The organism is Micromonospora sp. WMMA1996 (genome assembly GCF_002573675.1).
GTDB classification, from domain to species: domain Bacteria; phylum Actinomycetota; class Actinomycetes; order Mycobacteriales; family Micromonosporaceae; genus Micromonospora; species Micromonospora sediminicola.
Map to the genome: position 1 here is coordinate 4,052,182 of NZ_PDHU01000001.1, position 18,581 is coordinate 4,070,762.

Sequence of the window (18,581 nt, forward strand, 5' to 3'; positions counted from 1 at the left end):
CGCCACGAGGCGGATCATGTGGTCCAGCCCACTCTAGGCGCGGACGACCAGCAACGGGAGATCCACCGGCGGCGATGCCGCCGGTGAGGCTCAGTCGGCCGACTCCAGCAGCATCGAGATGCCCTGCCCGACGCCGACGCACATGGTCGCCAGCGCCCGCCGGCCACCCCGACGCCGCAGCTCCAGCGCGGCGGTCAACGCCAGCCGGGCGCCGCTGGCGCCCAGCGGGTGACCCAGCGCGATCGCCCCGCCGTTCGGGTTGACGTGCTCGGCGTCCTCGGGCAGGCCCAGCTCCCGCAGCACGGCCACGGACTGCGCGGCGAACGCCTCGTTCAGCTCCACCACGTCGACGTCGGCGAGGTCCACGCCGTGGCGGTCGAGCAGCTTCCGGGTGGCCGGGACCGGGCCGATCCCCATGATCCGCGGCGGCACGCCGGCCGCCACCGCGCCGCGTACCCGGGCCAGCGGGGTGAGGCCGTAGCGCTCGACGGCGGCCGCGGAGGCGACCAGCAGCGCGACCGCGCCGTCGTTGACGCCGGAGGAGTTGCCGGCGGTCACCGTGCCACCGGACCGGAACGGGGTGGGCAGCGCGGCCAGCTTCTCCAGCGACGTCTCCCGCGGGTGCTCGTCGACCTCGACCAGCTTCGTCTCCCGCCTGCCGGCCGGCACGGTCACCGGCACGATCTCCTCGGCCAGCCGGCCGTCGGCCTGCGCCTTCGCGGCCCGCTGCTGCGAGCGGTACGCGAACGCGTCCTGCGCCGCCCGGTCCACGCCGTACTCGGCGGCCACGTTCTCCGCCGTCTCCGGCATCGAGTCGATGCCCCAGCCGCGTTCCATCAGCGGGTTCACCAGCCGCCAGCCGATGGTGGTGTCGTAGACCTCGGCGGTGCGGGCGAACGGCGTGGCCGCCTTCGGCATCACGAACGGCGCGCGGCTCATGCTCTCCACGCCGCCGGCCACCAGCAGGTCGGCCTCGCCGGCCACGATCGCCCGGGCGGCGGTGGCGAGCGCGTCCAGGCCGGACCCGCAGAGCCGGTTCACGGTGCTGCCCGGCACCTCCGGCGGCAGGCCGCCGAGCAGCGCGGCCATCCGGGCCACGTTGCGGTTGTCCTCGCCGGCCTGGTTGGCGCAGCCGAGGATCACGTCGTCGGTGCGGGCCCAGTCGACGGACGGGTGGCGCGTCACCAGCTCGCGGATGACGTGCGCGGCCAGGTCGTCGGGGCGGACCCCGGCGAGGGCGCCGGCGTACCGGCCGATCGGGGTGCGAACTCCGGCAACGAGGTAGGCCACGGTCATCGCGCGCACGTCCTTCGGGGGTGGGAAGGGGTCGGTCGGCGGGTCGCCCGCCGGGTCACGGGGGCACCCGGCGCCAGGATATCCGCGCCCGCAGCGGATAGGTTGGCGGCATGGCCGGGGCCCAGTTCAGCGCAGAGACCAGCGGCGGCGGCGCGTTCGTCCGCCAACCCAACCGGTTCACCGGGCGGGTCACTCCGCACTCCACCTCGCCGGAGGGCGGCGGGCCGGACGAGCAGGGGCGGTGGCCGCTGGAGGCCGGCCGGTACCGGCTGGTCTGGTGCCGGGCCTGCCCGTGGGCGCACCGGGCCCGGATCGTGCGCAGCCTGCTCGGCCTGGACGAGGTGATCTCGCTGGGCACCGTCGACCCGATCCGGGACGAGCGCGGGTGGCGGTTCGCCCTCGACCCGGACGGCTTCGACCCGGTGCTGGGCATCGGTTTCCTCTCCGACGCCTACCTCGCCACCGATCCCGACTACACCGGCCGGGTGACCGTGCCGGCGCTGGTCGACACGCTCACCGGGCGGATCGTCACCAACGACTACCCGCAGCTCACGCTCGACCTCTCCACCGAGTGGCGACGGTTCCACGCCCCGGACGCGCCGGACCTCTACCCGGTCGAGCTGCGCCCGGAGATGGACGCGCTGATGGCGGAGATCCACCGGGACGTCAACAACGGCGTCTACCGGTGCGGCTTCGCCACCTCGCAGGAGGCGTACGACGAGGCGTTCACGGCCCTGTTCGCCCGGCTGGACGCGTTGGGCGAGCGGCTGGCCGGGCGGCGCTACCTGATGGGGGACGCGATCACCGAGGCGGACGTCCGGCTGTTCACCACGCTGGTCCGCTTCGACGTGGCCTACCACGGGCACTTCAAGTGCAACCGGCAGAAGCTGACCGAGATGCCGGTGCTCTGGGCCTACGCCCGGGACCTGTTCCAGACCCCCGGCTTCGGCGAGACGGTGGATTTCGACCACATCAAGCGGCACTACTACGCCACCCACGACATGATCAACCCGACCCGGATCGTGCCGCTCGGTCCGGACCTGTCCGGCTGGACCACGCCGCACGGGCGTGGCTGACCGCACCTCGCGCCGGGTCGCCGCCGGGTCCGCCGCCGCCTGCCTGGTGGCCGGCGTGGTCGCGGTCACGGTCGCGCTGGTCGCCGGCCCCGGTCCGGGCCTGACCGGGTACGTCAGCGAGGCCGGTGTCACCGACAGCGGGTACGCCGGGACGTACCGGATCGGGGTCTTCGCCCTGGCCGCGGCGCTGCTGCTGCTCGCCGCGGCGCTGCCGCCGGCGGTGCGCGCGGCGCCCGGGCTGCTCGGCACCGGCGCCGTCGCCACGGTGCTCTCCGGCGCGGTCACGTGCAGCACCGGCTGCCCGCTACCACCGTTCGAGGCCGCCACGGTGGCTGACCTGGTGCACGGCGGGGCCAGCATCGCGGCGACCGCCGCGGTGGTCTTCGCCATGCTGGCGGTGCTGCTCTCCCCGGCGGCCGGTACGGCGTTGCGGCGGGTCGCGGCGCTCGGCGCGGCGCTGGCGCTGCCGCTGTCCGGCGCGGTCGGGCTGGCCATGCTCCTGGTCGGGCGGGGCGCGCTGGTGGGGGTGCTGGAGCGGGTGCTGCTGGGGGTGGTCGCGGCGTGGGGTCTGGGCACCGCGATCCTCTGCGTGTGTAAGGGGCCTCACGGGGAGCGGTCCTTCCATCCACGGCGCGACGGGAGTAACGTCGGCCGGCGATGACCAATGTCTGGTGCCTCACCGAGCGCCTGTACGTCGACCTCCGACGGCAGGCCAGCGGCGTCTGTCCGGCGTAGCTCCGCTCCCGCGACGACCCCCTTCCCGCCCCGGACTCCTTGGACGCATCTCATGGCTTCCGCCCTGCGCAAAATTCCCTTCTCCGTGCAGATCCTGCTCGGCCTCGTCCTCGGCGTGGCGCTCGGCTTCCTCGCCCGCGCCAACGACCTCGCCTGGCTGACCAGCACCCTCGACACCGTCGGCGGCCTCTTCGTCCAGCTCCTCAAGCTGGCCGTGCCGCCGCTGGTCTTCACCGCCATCGTGGTCAGCGTGGTCAGCCTGCGCGGTGTGGCCAACGCCGCCCGGCTGGCCGTCAAGACGCTGCTCTGGTTCGGCGTCACCGCGCTGATCGCGGTGAGCCTCGGCATCGGCCTCGGCCTGCTCACCAACCCCGGCCGGGGCGTCAACCTGGACCCGGCCGGCGCCAGCGCGCCGAAGACCACCGGCTCCTGGATCGACTTCCTCACCGGCATCGTGCCGACCAACCCGGTCGGCGCCTTCGTCGAGGGCAACGTCCTGCAGATCGTCTTCCTCGCCCTGGTGGTGGGCGCGGCCGCGCTGCTCGTCGGGGACGCCGCCGAGCCGTTCGTGTCGCTCAACCGCGCGGTGCTCACCATCGTGCAGAAGGCGCTCTGGTGGGTCATCCGGCTCGCCCCGCTCGGCACCCTCGGCCTGATCGGCAACGCCGTCGCCTCGTACGGCTGGGACCTGCTGGCCCCGCTCGCGAAGTTCACCACCGCCGTCTACGTCGGCTGCGCCCTGGTGCTGTTCGTCGTCTACCCGGCGCTGCTCGCCGCGGCCGGCCGACTCAACCCGCTGCGCTTCTTCGCCGGCGCCTGGCCCGCCATCCAGCTGGCCTTCGTGTCCCGCTCCTCGGTGGGCACCATGCCGGTGACCCAGCGCTCGGTCGAGCGCCTCGGCGTCCCCCGCGAGTACGCCTCCTTCGCCGTGCCGTTCGGCGCCACCACGAAGATGGACGGCTGCGCCGCCATCTACCCGGCGCTGGCCGCGATCTTCGTGGCGCAGGTGTTCGGCGTCGACCTCGGCGTCACCGACTACCTGCTGATCGCGTTCGTCTCGGTGGTCGGCTCGGCCGCCACCGCCGGCCTGACCGGTGCGATCGTCATGCTCACGCTGACCCTGAGCACGCTGGGCCTGCCGCTGGCCGGCGCCGGCCTGCTGCTGGCCATCGACCCGATCCTGGACATGATGCGGACCGCCACCAACGTGGCCGGGCAGGCCGTGGTGCCGACCATCGTGGCCGCCCGCGAGGGCACGCTCGACCGGGCCGCGTACGACTCCGCCGGCAAGCGGGACCTGGTCGAGCCCGTCGAGCCGGCCGCCGAGCGCCTCGCCCCCGTACCCGCCTGAGCATCCTGATCCGGGTGCGTTCCTGGTCGCCGCGGCGACGAGGGACGCACCCGGTTCCATGACCCGAGGAGAACCGCATGAGCACCCTGTTCACGCCGCTCGCCCTGCGCGGCGTCACGCTGCCCAACCGGATCGCGATGGCGCCGATGTGCCAGTACAGCGCCGGCCCGGACGGGCTGCCCACCGACTGGCACCGCGTCCACCTCGGCTCCCGGGCCGTCGGCGGCGCCGGGCTGGTGCTCAGCGAGGCGACCGCCGTGGTCCCCGAGGGGCGGATCACCCCGCAGGACGTCGGGCTCTGGTCCGACGCGCACGTCGACGCGTGGCGGCCGGTCACCGCGTTCGTCGCCGGCCAGGGCGCGGTGCCGGCGGTGCAGCTCGCACACGCCGGGTTCAAGGCCTCCACGTACCGGCCGTGGGCCCCGCGCCACGGCGGCGTGCCGGACGCCGAGGGCGGTTGGACGCCGGTCGGCCCGGGCGGCGACCCGTTCGTCCCCGACTACCGCACACCGGCCGCGCTCGACGAGGCCGGCATCGCCGCCGTGGTGGCCGCCTTCGCCGCCGCCGCGAGGCGGGCGCTGGACGCCGGCTTCGCCGCGGTGGAGATCCACGCGGCGCACGGCTACCTGCTGCACGAGTTCCTCTCCCCGCTGACCAACCGGCGCGCCGACGGCTACGGCGGAGACCGGGCCGCCCGGATGCGGTTCACCCTGGAGGTGGCCCGCGCGGTCCGCGCCGAGGTCGGCGAGGCCGTGCCGGTGCTGACCCGAATCTCCGCCACCGACTGGACCGACGGCGGCTGGACCGTCGAGGACAGCGTGGTGCTCGCCGGCGAGCTGGCGGCGGCCGGCGTGGACCTGGTCGACACCTCCTCCGGTGGCGCGGCGGCCCGGGCGTCCGTGCCCGTCGGCCCCGGCTACCAGGTGCCGCTGGCCGCCCGGATCCGCCGCGACGCCGGCGTGCCCACCGGCGCGGTGGGCCTGATCGTGGAGCCCGAGCAGGCCGAGCAGATCGTCGCCGGCGGTGAGGCGGACCTGGTGCTGCTGGGCCGGGAACTGCTCCGCGACCCGTACTGGCCGCGCCGCGCCGCCGCCAAACTGGGCGCCACCCCGGCCTGGCCCGACCAGTACGCCCGGGCCTTCTGACGCCACCCGTCCGCCCCGCCGCGACGGGCGGGGCGGACGGTGGTCAGCCGGCCAGGTGCGACCAGCGGGCCTCCAGGTCGGACCAGGCGCCCTGGGCCGCGACCACGCCGTCGACCAGCACCACCACGTGGTCCGCGCGGACCAGCGCGGCCCGCTTGGCGGTCGAGCCGACCACTGTCACCCCGTGCTCGCGCAACGCCGCCCAGAGCGCCAGCTCCGTGGTCACGTCCAGCGCCGACGACACGTCGTCGGCGACCAGCAGCTCGGTACGCGGGGCGAGCGCCCGGGCCAGCGCCAGCCGCTGGAGCTGCCCGCCGGAGAGCCGGGTCCCCTTGTGCCCGATGAGCAGCCCGAGCCCGCCCCCGGCGGCGGCCAGGTCGTGTTCCAGCTGGGCGGTGGAGACCGCGCCGGCGGCGTCGACCTGGTGGCCGAGCGCGATGTTCTCGGCCACGGTGCCGGAGAGCACCCGGGGCAGCTGCCCCACGTAGCCGACCTGGTTGGGGCGCAGGAACATCTCCGGCTCGGTGACCGGCTCGCCGTTCCAGCGCAGCGCGCCGACGTGGTGCACGATGCCGGCGAGCGCGCGCAGCAGCGAGGACTTGCCGGCGCCGACCGGCCCGACCACCAGCACCAGCTGCCCGCGCTCGACCACCAGGTCGACGTCGCGGACGGCCAGCGTGCCGTCGGAGTGCAGCGCGCCGAAGCCGGCCAGCTCCAGCCGACGCAGCGGGTGCCGGGGCGGCGGCTCGGGCGCCGGCGCGGTGCCGGCGGCGAGGTCGAGCCCGGGCACCTCCGCGGAGTAGGTGGCCGTCCCGGTCATCGCCACCGTGCGCCGGGTCCACACCCGCGCCGACGGGTACTGGGAGACCAGCGCCGCGGTGGTCCAGGCGAACCAGCGGGCCGCGCCGAGGGTGGAGACGGCGACCAGCGTGGCGCCGGCGGACAACTCACCGGCCAGGTAGAGCGCCCAGGCCCCGATCGGCAGCAGTCCACTGGCGACGGACGGGGTGGACCGGGCCCACACCTGCATGGCGATCTCCCGCCGCTGCCGCTCGCTGCGCACCGCGTCCAGCCCGGCGAGGTGGCGCAGCACCGGGCGGGTGGCGCCGGCCAGCTTCACCGTCCGGGCGGCGGAGAGCGCGGAGACCAGCGCGGTGGCGAACGCGGCCCGCGCCTTGACGGTGCCGGCGGCGGTGCGTTCCAGCTTCGGCCCGAACAGCGTGGCCGCCAGGCCGGAGGCCACCATCGTGCCGACGAAGAACAGCGCCGGTACGACACTGCCGGTGACCAGCGTCATGGTGAGCACGATGGCCACCGAGATGAACTGGTCCATCAGGTTGTCGGCGAGCTGCACCACCCGGTCGGTGTCGCCGCCCTGGGCCACCACCTCGGCCGGGGTGTGCCCGCTGACCCGGCGCGCGCCGGTCTGCCCGTGCACCAGCCGGGCGCTGATCCGCAGCATCTGGCGGATCCACCACTGCGGGAACCACAGGTTGGTCAGGTAGGGCAGCGGCAGCACCAGCAGCAGCGCGGCGGCGATGCCGAGCGCCGGCAGCCACGGGTCGCCGCCGGCGACCAGGTCGGCCCAGAGCCAGGGCAGCACCGCGCCGTCCAGCCCGAGCAGGGTCATCACCACGAACAGGGCGACCGACACCAGGCCGTACCGGGGGTCGTTGATGCCCAGCCGCAGGATCTCCCGCATGGTCCGGGCGGGCGGCGCGGGCGGCGCCGGCGGCGGTTCGGCGCGCGGCACGGCGACGCGGCGCGGCTCGTCGGCCGGCAGCACCGGCGCGTCGTCGACCCACTCGTCGGGCGCGTCGAGCAGGTCCACGCCGCCGCGGCGGGCGCCGGCGCCCGCGTACGCGCCGGCGTGGCTGGTGGCGAGCAGCTCGGCGAAGCGGGCGGACTCGCGCAGCGGACCGGCCTCCAGCACCGCGCCGTCGGCCATCACCACGACCTCGTCGCAGCGCCGCACCGAGGAGAGCCGGTGCGCGATGACGATGCCGATGCGGTCGGTGAGCAGCCGCTCGGTGGCCTGGCGCACCCGGTTCTCGGTGACCGGGTCGAGCCGCGCGGTGGCCTCGTCGAGGATCACCACGTGCGGGTCCCGGACCAGGATCCGGGCGAACGCCACCAGTTGCTCCTGCCCGGCGGAGAGCACGTGGCCGCCATCTCCTAGGCGGGTGTGCACGCCGTCGGGCAGCTCGGCGATCCACCCGGCAAGGCCGAGTTCGGCGAGCGCCCGCTCGGCGGCGCCGAGCAGTTCCGGGTCGAAGAGGGCGACGTTCTCGGCGAGCGTGCCGGCCAGGATCTCGGTGCGCTGGGGCACCACGGCGATCCACCGCCGCAGCTCCTCGACGTCCAGGTCGACCACGTCGGTGTCGCCCAGGAAGACGGTGCCGCGCGGCACCTCCACGGCCCGGGTGAGCACCTTGGCCAGCGTCGACTTGCCCGATCCGGTGCGGCCGACCAGCGCGTACGAGCGGCCGCGGGCGAAGTCGAGCCGCACGTCGCGCAGCGCCGGGCCGCGCTCGTCCCCGGCGGCCGGGTAGCGGAAGGTGAGCCCGCGGACGGTCAGGTCGCCGTCGGCCGGGGCGACGCCGCCGACCGGTTCCTGCGGCGCGCCGGCCAGCAGTTGCACCCGCCCCCAGGCGCCGAACGCCTGTTGCAGGTGCGGCACCCAGCGGGCGATGTGCTCGACGGTCGCGCCGAACGCGATCGCCAGCAGCCAGATGGCGGTGAGCCGGGCGGCGTCCACCCGGCCGGTGGCGAGCGCCCACGCGCCGGCCAGCACCACCGCCGCGATGCCGACCCGGACCCCGCCGGTGGCCACCGCGGTGACCCGGGCGGAGAGCCGGAAGACCCGGCCGCAGCGGGCGATCACCTCGGCCGCCCGGCGGGCGTAGAGGCGCAGCACGTACGGGCGGGCGAGGCTGGTGCGCACGTCGTCCTGGCCGTGCACCGCCTCCTCCATCACGGCGGCGAGGTCGGACCACGCCTCCTCCTCGGCCATCCGGGCCGGGGCGATCCGGGCGGTGGGGCGGCGCAGCGTGGTCGCGAGCAGCGCGGTCAGCAGCACCATCCCGACGCCGGCGGGCCACCAGACGACCAGCGCGCTGACCGTGGCGAGCGCGCAGACGGCGAGGCCCTGCGCCAGGCGTACGCCGGTGTTCCGCATCTCGGCGGCGACCTGGTAGACGTCGTTGTCGATCCGGTCGAGCAGCTCGCCGACCGGGGTGGTCTCCAGGGCCGGCAGGTCCTGCCCGAGCGCGACGCGGCAGAGCCGGCGGCGGACGTCGGCGGACCAGTCGGCCGTGAGCCGGGCCATGATCAGCCCGATCAGCAGGTCGGTCACGACGGCGGCGACGAGCGCCACGGCGAGCGCGACGAACCAGCCGGACGAGCGGTGCACCAGCACCGGCCCGGCGAGCGCGGAGGCGGCGGCCTGACCACCGGCGCCCAGCACGATCAGCAGCAGGACGGCCGCCATCCGCCGGGGTGCGGTGGTCCAGAGATCTCGGAGCAGGCGCATAGGACAGTCCTCCGGACTCGGACGGGTGGGGGCGGTGAACCCAGCCTTCCCGTCCGGCCGGTGCGGATCAAACGAATTACCGCGTTCCGGTCAGGTATGGGCGACCCGGCGGACGATGCCGAGCAGTGCCTCCTGCACGTCGGCGATCGGCCGATCGGGCTGGAAGACCAGCCAGTCCACGGCCACCACGAGCCCGACGCCGAACAGCGCCGAGCTGGCGGTCCGCACGTCCAGGTCGGCGGGGAGGTCGCCGCTGTCCACGCCGGCCCGGACCGTCTCGGCGATCACCTCGATGGCCTCGCCGCGCAGCAGCCGCAGCGTCTGCTGCCACTCCCGGTTGGTGCGCCACATCTCCGAGAGCAGGAGCTGGGCGAAGGCCCGGTAGCGGCGGATGTAGTCCAGCTCGGCCCGGACCAGGGCGGCGAGCGCCTCGCGCGGCGGCAGCCCGTCGACGGCGGCCCGGAACTCGGCGGTGAGCAGGCCGATGCCGTGCCGCAGCAGCTCCTCGAAGAGGACCGTCTTGGACTCGAAGTTGTAGTAGACGGTCCCCTTGGCCACCCCGGCCCGGGCCGCGATGTCGTCCACCGTGGTGGCCGAGAAACCCTGCTCGGCGATGAGCTCCACCGCCGCCACGAAGAGACGCTGGCGGGTGTCCTCCCGCCGGCGCGACCGACCGTCCGTCACCGGCCCATCCTCACATGGTCAGTTCGGGGTGCAGTTTGGCCGGGGTCAGCCGGCGGGACCGGCGCGCCGCCCCGACGGTGAGCACCATGGCGCCGAGTCCGAAGGCGAGCAGGACCAGCGCCCCGTTGACCACCGGGCCGGCCGGCCCGCCGTTGATGGTGTGCCGCAGGCCGGCCACCACGTACGTCATCGGCAGCCAGGGGTGGATCGCCTGGAAGAAGCCGGGTGAGGTCTGCACCGGGTAGGTGCCGCCGGAGGAGGTGAGCTGGAGCATCAGCAGGGCCAGCGCGGCCAGCCGGCCGGCCGGGCCGAGCGCGACGCCGACCAGCTGCATGATCGCGGTGAACGCCAGCGAGGTGAGCGCGAGCAGCCCGAACGTCGCCGCGCCGTGCTCCGGGTGCAGTCCGAGCGCGAGCGTCACCACCGTGTAGAGCACCGCGACCTGGGCCAGGCCGATCGCGGCGGCCGGCAGCCAGCCGGCGAGCACGACCCGCCAGCCGGGCGCGCCGGACATCACGTGTCGCCGGTTGACCGGCCGCAACAGCATGTACGTGATCATCGCGCCGACCCAGAGCGCCAGCGCCAGGAAGTAGGGCGCGAAGCCCACGCCGTAGGAGCCGGCCGGGTGTCGCGAGTCGCGGATCAGGCCGACGGGGTCGCCGAGCACGTCGGCGCGACTGCTCGCGTCGTCGTACCCGGGCAGTTTCTTCTCCCCGGCGGCGAGCCCGTCGGCGAGGTCGCCGGCGCCGCCCTCCAGCCGGGTCAGCCCGTCGACCAGCTTGGTGCTGCCGGTGCCGAGCTGGGCCAGGCCGCCGTCGAGCGCCCGGGCGCCGGTGGCGAGCCGGTAGAGCCCGCCGCGCAACTGGTCGGCGCCGGTGGACGCGTCGCCGAGCCCGTCGCGGAGCTTGGCGCTGCCCTGGGCCAGCGTGGTGAGCCCGCCGGCCAGCTCGTCGACCTTGGCCCGGGCGGAGGCGACGTCGTCGGCCAGGTGCGGCGCGGCGGCGGCCACCTCGCGGGCGGTCTTCGCGACGTCGGTCATCTGCTTCCTCAACGCGGCCAGGTCGGTCCGGTCCAGCGCGGAACCCAACGCCTTCGCCTGGGTGACGGCCCGGTCGGCGGCCGTGCGGGCGGCGGCGAAGTCGCTGTCGTCGGCGAGTTCGGGGTGTTCCTTCGCGACCGCGTCGAGCCGGTCGGAGATCTCCTGCGCCGTCCGCACCACCTCGTCGGCCTTGGCGGGTAGCGCGTCCAGGCCGTCGGCGAGCTGCTGCGCGCCGGTGGCGACGGCGGTGGCCGCCCGCTGGATCTTCTCGGCGTTGCGGCGCAGCACCGGTTCGTACCGGTCGGCCGCGGCGTCGACCTTCGCGGCGGCGGCCCTCGTCTCGGTGGCGGCCCGGCCGGCGCCGTCGGCGAGCTGGGCCGCGCCGGTCTGCAACTGGTCGAGGCCCCGGGCCAGCTTGTCGGCGCCCTGCACCGACTGGTTCAGGCCGCCGGCGAGCTGCCCGGCCCCGTTCTCGGCGCTCCCCAGCCCGTCGGCGAGCTGACCGGCGCCGCGCTGCGACGTGCCGAGCCCGTCGGAGATCTTCCCCGCCCCGTCGGCGGCCCGGCCGGTCTCGGCCTTGGCGTCGGTGAAGCCGATGAGCATCTTGTCGAAGTACGAGGCGGCGGTGCTCTCCGCGGCGGCGGCCCGGATCTCGCTGAACGCCGAGCGGGCGAGCAGCCCGGAGAGGTAGTTGGTGGCGTCGTCGTTCACCACCTTCAGCTCGCCCTGCCGGGCCGGGCGGTCCGGCTCGGGGCTGGCGGCCAGCGTGGCGGAGAAGTCGGCGGGGATGGAGAAGACCAGGTGGTAGCGGCCGTCGCGCAGGCCCTTCGTGGCGTCGGCCTGGTCGGTCACGGTCCAGCCGAAGACCTTGCGGTCGACCAGTTCGTCAGCGAGGTCCCGCCCGGCGTGCACCTCGGTGCCGTCGCCGGCCCGGGCCGGCCGGTCGGCGTTGACCAGGGCGACCGGGATCCGGTCGAGGTTCCCGTACGGGTCCCAGAAGGCGTAGAGGTAGAGCGCGCCGTAGAGCAGCGGCACCACGGTGAGCACGGCGAGCGCGGCGCGCGGCAGCCGGCCGCGGGTCATCCGGCGCAGCTCGAACAGGGCCAGTCGCAGCACGCTCATGCGGGCACCTCGGCGGTCGGAACGGAAGCGGTCGGGGCGGAACCGGCCGGGGCGGGACCGGTCAGGGCGGGCGCGGGCAGCGCGGGGTCACCGATGCGGTGCGCGGTGGCGGACACCCCGGGTTCGACGGCGCGGGCGCTGACGACCACCGCGTACCCCTGGTCGGCGAGGCGTTCCAGGGCGGCCCACATCCACTCCCGTTCGGGGCGGTCGGCGCCGGCGTCCACGTCGTCGGCGACGATCAGGCTGGGGCCGCCGAGGCTGGCCAGCACCAGCCCGAGCACCTGCCGCTCGACCGGGGTGAGGTCGCGGCCGTACCGGTCGGGGTCGAGCGGGGCGTCGGTGAAGCCGGCGCCGGCGATGGCGGCGGCGTAGGCGTCGCGGCGGTAGGCCCGGCGCGCCCGCACGGCGGCGACCGGGACGAGCTGGCGGCGGCGGCGCGGGACCGGGCCGAGCAGCAGCAGCCGTTCGGTGATGTGCTCGGCGACGGTGAGCGTCGGGTCGGGCTCGTGCACGCCGGCCACCTGGCCGAGCGCGGCCGGTCCCCGGCGGCGCAGCTCGCCGTGGCTGTGCGGGAAGCGCCCGGCCAGGGCGAGCAGCAGCGAGGTGCGCCCGCTGCCGGGAGGCCCGGTCACCGCGTGCAGCTCACCGGCGGCGGCGGTGAGGTCGACGTCCCGGTAGACCCATCCGCGGCGGGTCCGCAGCCCGAGCCCGCTGGCCTCGACGATCGTCATGACACCCGTTCCCGAAACTAAACTGACTGGTCAGTACAAAAACATGACCAGCATAGCGCCGGGTGTCCGGTTCGACGCAACGCGAGGAGAGGGTGATCCTCAGAACAGCACGGTGGCGAGCGTGCCGACCGGGCGGAAGCCGCAGCGCTCGTAGACCCGCCGGGCCGGCAGGTTGAAGTCGTTGACGTAGAGGCTGACCGTCGGCGCGACCCGCTCCAACGTGTCGCGCACCACCGCGGCCATGGCGGCGGCGGCGATGCCCCGGCCCCGCCACTCGGGCGCCACCCAGACGCCCTGCACCTGCGCGGTGCGGCGGGTCACCACGGCCAACTCGGCCTTGAAGACCACCCGGCCGTCGACGAAGCGGGCGTAGGCCCGGCCGGCGCGCACCAGCTCGGTCACCCGCCGCCGGTAGCCGCGCCCGCCGTCCTCGGCCAGCGGCGAGACCCCGACCTCCTCGGTGTACATCGCCACCGCCGCCGGGAAGAGCCGGTCGACCTCGCTGCTGCGCACCCGGCGCACCTGCGGGTCGGGCGCCACGGCGGGCAGGGCGTCCGTGGCCAGCAGCGGCTGGTTCGGGCGTACGTCCCGGGCCGGCCCCCAGTGCGCGGAGAGGCGGTCCCAGAGCCCGAGCACCGCGTCGGCGCGCCCCACGATCGAGGAGCAGAGCCGCTCCTCCGCGCCCAACTGCTCGGCGAACGCGGCCACCGCCGGCTCCGACGCGAGCACCGGGGTGAGGTTGCCGCCCAACCAGCAGATCGACTCCAGGTTGCGGCGGGAGCCGTAGCCGAGGATCCGCGCCTCGGCCCGCCACCAGGCCAGCCCGCGCGCCGCCACCCGCTCGGCGACCTGCGCGCCCGCGTACGGGTCGAGGTCGAGCAGCCGCTCGACCGCGCGGCGCTCCGACTCCCCCAGTTGGCGTACCGGCACCGTGAGCACGGTTACCAGCCTGCCAGATGGACCCGGGAGCGCGCGGGCCGACCGGACACCCCGGCGACCGGCCGGTGAGCGGCGGCTCAGCCGGCCGGAACCGGTTCCGGCGCCGCTGCCGGCGGCCGGGTGCGCGCGGCCCACCGCACCACCGGCGGTACCAGCACGCCGAGCAGCAGGAACGACCCGCCGAGCAGCAGCCAGCCGGGCACGCCCCAGCCGATCGCGAGCGTGGTCACCACCACCGGGGCGACCATCGACCCGAGCTGCATGCCCATCCCGTACGCCCCCTGGTACTGACCGTGGGCGTGGGCCGGGGCGAGGCCGAACGAGACGCCCCAGCCGGCCGCCGCGTGCCACAGCTCCCCCACCACGTGCACCAGCGCGCCGGCCAGCAGCAGCGGCACCGCCACCGCCGCCGGTACGCCACCCGCGGCCGCGAACAGCACACAGGCCACCCCGATGAACGCGCCCGCCCGGCGGGCGGCCCGGCCGGCGCCGGTCAGCTCCTCGGTGCCCCGCGAGGCGCGGACCTGGAAGAGCACCACCACCACGGTGTTGACCAGCAGGCAGGCGGAGACCAGCCAGCGCGGCGCGTCAGTGTGCCCGGCGATCCAGAGCGGCAGGGCGATGTTGGTCAGCGAGAAGTGCATCGACATCAGCCCGTCGAGAACGGTGAAGGCCAGGAACGGCCGGTCCCGCAGGGCGATCAGCCGGGGTCCGTGCGTGGGCGCCGGCACCGGTGGCACGGCCGGCAGCCGGAGCAGCACCGCCGCCGCCAGCAGGTAGGTGAGGCAGTCGAGCAGGATCAGTGTCACGTACGCGCCGCGGGTGTCGGCGGCCAGCGCGAACCCGGCCAGGACGGCGCCCACCGAGATCCCGACGTTGGTGACCGCGCGCAGGTAGGCCCGCGTGCGGACCCGCTGGTCGGCGGGGACGACGCCGGCGATCAGCGCCCCCCGCGCGCCCCGGCTGGCCGAGTCGGCGACGGCCATGAGCACGCCGACCACCAGGAACCCGGCGAACGAGCGCACCGCGACCAGGGCGGCGGTGCAGCCGGCCGAGGCGATCAGCGCCGCCAGCTGGAGACCGCGCGGGCCGAGCCGGTCGGCCAGGTAGCCCATCGGTGCGCTGGCCACCAGGCTGACCAGTGCGGTGAGCGTGAGCGCCACGCCGACCTGGGCCACGGTGAGCCCGACCGAGCGGGTGAGGAAGAGCGCGCTGGCGGTGAGCCAGGTGCCTCGACCGACGGTGTTGATCAGCATGGACAGGGCGAGGGTCCGGGACGGCCCGGGTTCGGGTAGCAGGCGCACTCCGGCACTTTAACAAGACGTACGTACGGTTTGCAGCCCCGATTCACCTCAGCGTCTTGTCGCCGATGCATTGCCGATATATCGTTGATGCATCAGTGATACGACGACAGAAGGAGAGCCCGATGGGTTTCCGTCGACACGCGCACACCATGCACGACGAGATGCACCGCCACGGCGGCTTCGGCTTCCCGCCCGTACCCCCGGGACCGCCGCCGTTCCCGCCCGGACCGCACGGTCACGGGCGGGGCCGGGGTGGCCGGGGCCGCGGACGCGGCCGGCGGCCGAACGTGCGCGGCGCCGTGCTGGCGCTGCTCACCGAGCGGCCGATGCACGGCTACGAGATGATCCAGGAGATCGACTCCCGCACCGGCGGGGCCTGGCGGCCCAGCCCCGGCTCGATCTACCCGACCCTGCAACTGCTGGAGGACGAGGGCGTCATCGCCACGGCCGCCGACTCGGACGGCGGGCGCAAGCGGTTCGCCCTCACCGAGCAGGGACGGGCCGAGGCGACCGAGGCGGCGCAGACCCCGCCCTGGGCGGAGTTCGCCGAGCAGACCGTCAACAGCTGGCACGACATCCGCGACGCCGGCGCGCAGGCCATGAACGCGTTGCGCCAGGTGATGACCACCGGCACCGACGACCAGCGCGCCCGGGCCGCCCAGGTGCTCGACGAGACCCGGCGCAAGCTGTACGCCATCCTCGCCGAGTCCGAGTGAACACCGCCGCCGGGACGGCACGCCGGCCGGGCGACGATCGGCGTGCCGTCAGGCGCGGCGCGCGGTGACCAGCAGGTACTCCCACCGCATCACGCCGCCCTCCAGGTGCCGGGCGGCCAGGTCGGTCAACGCGCGGTCGAGCCCGGCGGTCCGCTCCGGGTCGCCGGCGTTCGCCCGGTAGACCGCCACCGTCGGCCCGTAGTGGGTGGCGAAGAAGTCCCGGAACTGCTCCGGCGAGGCGAACCGGTTCACGACCACCGCGTCCCGTCCCAGCGTGAGCGAGGAGACCCGGTCGCCGAACAACTCCCGGACGTGGTCCTCGTCGCCCCAGAGCGGGGGCGGCTGCGCGCCCGGCGGCGGCGGGGGCGCGTACGGCCGCATGGCCGCGAACAACTGGCCCACGAAGCCCTGCGGCGTCCAGTTGACCAGTCCGATCGTCCCGCCCGGCCGGCAGACCCGCAGCAGCTCGTCGGCGGCGACCCGGTGCCGGGGTGCGAACATCACGCCGACGCAGGAGAGCACGGCGTCGAACTCGCCGTCGGCGTACGGCAGCGCCTCGGCGTCGGCCTCCTGCCAGGTCAGCGTCAATCCCTCCCGCTCGGCCGACGCCCGGCCGATCGCCAGCAGCTCCGGGGTCAGGTCGCCGGCCACCACCTCCGCCCCGGTCCGGGCCGCCGGCAGGGCCGCGTTGCCGGTGCCGGCGGCCACGTCCAGCACCCGGTCACCCGGCCCCACCCGGGCCGCCCGGACCAGCGTCGCCCCCAACTGCGGGATCACCTGCGCGGCCACGGCGGCGTAGTCACCCAGCGCCCACATCCGGCGGTGCCCGGCCTTCACGGCCGCGTCCCGCTCCTGTTCCTCGATCATCGCCTCGCTCCTCACCTGTCGTCCCTGCCAGCGACGCTAGGCATCGGGCGACCCGGCCCCCAGTACGAGATCTGTACCGCTCCCGACAGGTCGCTGGCCGGGCTGCCGGGCCGGGCGTAGCGTGCCCCCATGGGGGCCTCCTACCACCAGTTCTGCCCCGTGGCGAAGGCCATGGAGCTGCTCGACGAGCGGTGGACGCTGCTCGTCGTCCGGGAGTTGGTCAGCGGCTCGGAACGCTTCAACGAGCTGCGCCGCGGCCTGCCCCGGATGTCGCCCACGCTGCTGTCCCGCCGACTGCACCAGCTCGTCCGGGCCGGCGTCGTGGAGCGGCGCGTCGACGGCGGCGACGTGCGCTACGTCCCGACCGCCGCCGGGCGCGAGCTGCGGCCCGTGCTGGAGGCGCTCGGCGCCTGGGGCGTGCGCTGGATCGGCGAGCTGGGCGACGCCGACCTCGACCCGAAGCTGCTGCTGTGGGACATGCACCGGCACGTCGACCACGACGCGGTTCCGCCGGGGCGTACCGTCGTGCGGTTCCGCTTCCGCGACGTGCCCACGACGCAGCGCGACTGGTGGCTGGTCATCGCCGCCGGCGAGGCCGACGTCTGCGACATCGACCCCGGGCACGACGTGGCGGTGACCGTCACCGCGGACCTGCGCGCCCTGGTCCAGGTCTGGCTGGGCGACCTGGAGTGGCCGGCCGCGTTGCGCAGCGGGGCGGTGCAGGTGGCCGGGCCGGAGACGGTGCGGCGCGCGGTGCCCGGCTGGTTCACCCTCTCCCCCTTCGCCGCCGTGCCCCGGCCCTGAGACGGCGCGTGCGGCCGCCCCCGGGAGGGGACGGCCGCACGGCGACGCGGAAAGCGGATCAGTGCACGGTGACCGTGGCGCCACCCGGCACCAGGTCCCGCAGTTCCTCGGGGATCTCGGCGCCCATCTCGTCGGCGATCCGCAGCGCCTCCTCGATCAGCGTCTCCACGATCTGCGCCTCCGGCACGGTCTTGACGACCTTGCCCTTGACGAAGATCTGGCCCTTGCCGTTGCCGGAGGCGACACCCAGGTCGGCCTCGCGGGCCTCGCCCGGACCGTTCACCACGCAGCCCATGACCGCGACGCGCAGCGGCACCGGCAGCCCCTCCAGGCCGGCGGTGACCTCCTCGGCGAGCTTGTAGACGTCGACCTGGGCCCGACCGCAGGACGGGCAGGAGACGATCTCCAGGCCGCGCTCGCGCAGGCCCAGCGACTCCAGGATCGCGGCGCCGACCTTGATCTCCTCGACCGGCGGGGCGGAGAGGGAGACCCGGATGGTGTCGCCGATGCCCTCGGCCAGCAGCGCGCCGAACGCCACCGCCGACTTGATCGTGCCCTGGAACGCCGGGCCGGCCTCGGTGACGCCCAGGTGCAGCGGGTAGTCGCACTTCTCGGCGAGCAGCCGGTAGGCGCGGATCATCACCACCGGGTCGTTGTGCTTGACCGAGATCTTGATGTCCCGGAAGCCGTGCTCCTCGAACAGCGAGCACTCCCAGAGCGCCGACTCGACGAGCGCCTCGGCGGTGGCCCGGCCGTACTTGGCCAGCAGGCGCTTGTCCAGCGAGCCGGCGTTCACGCCGATCCGGATCGGCACACCGGCGTCGCCGGCCGCCTTGGCGATCTCCTTGACCTTGTCGTCGAACTGCCGGATGTTGCCCGGGTTCACCCGGACCGCGGCGCAGCCGGCGTCGATCGCGGCGAAGACGTACTTCGGCTGGAAGTGGATGTCGGCGATCACCGGGATCTGCGACTTGCGCGCGATCGCCGGCAGCGCCTCGACGTCGTCCTGCGAGGGAACGGCGACCCGGACGATCTGACAGCCGGACGCGGTCAGCTCGGCGATCTGCTGGAGCGTGGCGTTGACGTCGGCGGTGAGGGTGGTGGTCATGGACTGCACCGAGACCGGCGCGCCCCCACCGACCGGCACCGAGCCGACCATGATCTGGCGGCTGGCCCGGCGCGGGGCCAGCGGCGGCGGCGGTACGGGGGGCATACCGAGACTGACAGCGGTCACTTC

At 75.0% G+C, this 18,581-nt stretch carries 15 protein-coding genes; 6 read left to right on the forward strand and 9 right to left on the reverse strand.

The genetic code is table 11. The features are described 5' to 3' along the window. Positions 1 to 90 precede the first annotated feature (90 nt). Positions 91 to 1,296, reverse strand: coding sequence for a 3-oxoadipyl-CoA thiolase (pcaF, locus tag COO58_RS18630; RefSeq protein WP_098745938.1), 1,206 nt, complete (start codon positions 1,294 to 1,296; stop codon positions 91 to 93). Between the two features lie 110 nt (positions 1,297 to 1,406). Between pcaF and COO58_RS18635 the strand changes: the two genes are divergently transcribed. The 4 genes from COO58_RS18635 (at position 1,407) to COO58_RS18650 (ending at position 5,603) form a co-directional block, all read left to right on the forward strand. Next, positions 1,407 to 2,372 carry a glutathione S-transferase family protein gene (locus COO58_RS18635; protein ID WP_091580074.1) on the forward strand — a complete coding sequence of 322 codons (966 nt, stop codon included), beginning with the start codon at positions 1,407 to 1,409 and terminating at the stop codon, positions 2,370 to 2,372. Beyond that, a complete protein-coding gene (locus COO58_RS18640; RefSeq protein WP_091580078.1) occupies positions 2,365 to 3,033 on the forward strand; it encodes a DUF998 domain-containing protein in 669 nt (222 codons plus the stop codon). Before COO58_RS18635 ends, COO58_RS18640 begins: the two co-directional genes overlap by 8 nt. A 138-nt stretch (positions 3,034 to 3,171) precedes the next feature. Beyond that, positions 3,172 to 4,458, forward strand: a complete 1,287-nt coding sequence (locus COO58_RS18645; RefSeq protein ID WP_176558896.1) for a dicarboxylate/amino acid:cation symporter — start codon at positions 3,172 to 3,174, stop codon at positions 4,456 to 4,458. Positions 4,459 to 4,535: 77 nt separating this feature from the next. Next, positions 4,536 to 5,603: an NADH:flavin oxidoreductase/NADH oxidase gene (locus COO58_RS18650; protein WP_091580087.1), complete on the forward strand. Its 1,068-nt coding sequence runs from the start codon at positions 4,536 to 4,538 to the stop codon at positions 5,601 to 5,603. Between the two features lie 43 nt (positions 5,604 to 5,646). On the opposite strand, the gene COO58_RS18655 is transcribed toward COO58_RS18650, so the two are convergent. The 6 genes from COO58_RS18655 to COO58_RS18680 form a co-directional block, all read right to left on the reverse strand. Then, positions 5,647 to 9,135 (reverse strand): ABC transporter ATP-binding protein/permease, encoded by a 3,489-nt coding sequence (locus tag COO58_RS18655; protein ID WP_098745940.1) that lies wholly within the window; start codon positions 9,133 to 9,135, stop codon positions 5,647 to 5,649. 90 nt (positions 9,136 to 9,225) lie between these two features. Further along, entirely contained in the window at positions 9,226 to 9,819 is a 594-nt protein-coding gene (locus tag COO58_RS18660; protein WP_091580095.1) for a TetR/AcrR family transcriptional regulator, read from the reverse strand. 10 nt (positions 9,820 to 9,829) lie between these two features. Beyond that, entirely contained in the window at positions 9,830 to 11,980 is a 2,151-nt protein-coding gene (locus COO58_RS18665) for a YhgE/Pip family protein (protein ID WP_098745943.1), read from the reverse strand. Further along, positions 11,977 to 12,714 carry an ABC transporter ATP-binding protein gene (locus COO58_RS18670; RefSeq protein ID WP_098745945.1) on the reverse strand — a complete coding sequence of 246 codons (738 nt, stop codon included), beginning with the start codon at positions 12,712 to 12,714 and terminating at the stop codon, positions 11,977 to 11,979. The genes COO58_RS18665 and COO58_RS18670 overlap by 4 nt, the downstream gene beginning before the upstream one ends. A gap of 99 nt (positions 12,715 to 12,813) precedes the next feature. Continuing rightward, a complete protein-coding gene (locus COO58_RS18675) occupies positions 12,814 to 13,653 on the reverse strand; it encodes a DUF4081 domain-containing GNAT family N-acetyltransferase (RefSeq protein ID WP_098746442.1) in 840 nt (279 codons plus the stop codon). 77 nt (positions 13,654 to 13,730) lie between these two features. Beyond that, positions 13,731 to 14,957: an MFS transporter gene (locus tag COO58_RS18680; protein ID WP_098745947.1), complete on the reverse strand. Its 1,227-nt coding sequence runs from the start codon at positions 14,955 to 14,957 to the stop codon at positions 13,731 to 13,733. A gap of 122 nt (positions 14,958 to 15,079) precedes the next feature. Here COO58_RS18680 and COO58_RS18685 point away from each other — a divergent pair, with 122 nt between their 5' ends. Continuing rightward, the gene (locus tag COO58_RS18685) at positions 15,080 to 15,673 is read left to right on the forward strand and encodes a PadR family transcriptional regulator (RefSeq protein ID WP_098745949.1); all 594 of its coding nucleotides are present in this window, start codon (positions 15,080 to 15,082) and stop codon (positions 15,671 to 15,673) included. Between the two features lie 48 nt (positions 15,674 to 15,721). Here the strand turns inward: COO58_RS18685 and COO58_RS18690 are convergent, their stop codons facing one another. Beyond that, on the reverse strand, positions 15,722 to 16,540 hold the full coding sequence (locus COO58_RS18690) for a class I SAM-dependent methyltransferase (protein WP_098745952.1): 819 nt from the start codon (positions 16,538 to 16,540) through the stop codon (positions 15,722 to 15,724). A 129-nt stretch (positions 16,541 to 16,669) separates the two neighbouring features. Between COO58_RS18690 and COO58_RS18695 the strand changes: the two genes are divergently transcribed. After that, entirely contained in the window at positions 16,670 to 17,344 is a 675-nt protein-coding gene (locus tag COO58_RS18695; protein ID WP_098745954.1) for a helix-turn-helix domain-containing protein, read from the forward strand. A 58-nt stretch (positions 17,345 to 17,402) separates the two neighbouring features. Here COO58_RS18695 and ispG read toward each other — a convergent pair whose 3' ends face one another. Beyond that, positions 17,403 to 18,578 carry a flavodoxin-dependent (E)-4-hydroxy-3-methylbut-2-enyl-diphosphate synthase gene (gene ispG / locus COO58_RS18700; protein WP_091580121.1) on the reverse strand — a complete coding sequence of 392 codons (1,176 nt, stop codon included), beginning with the start codon at positions 18,576 to 18,578 and terminating at the stop codon, positions 17,403 to 17,405. Between the last annotated feature and the right edge of the window lie 3 nt (positions 18,579 to 18,581).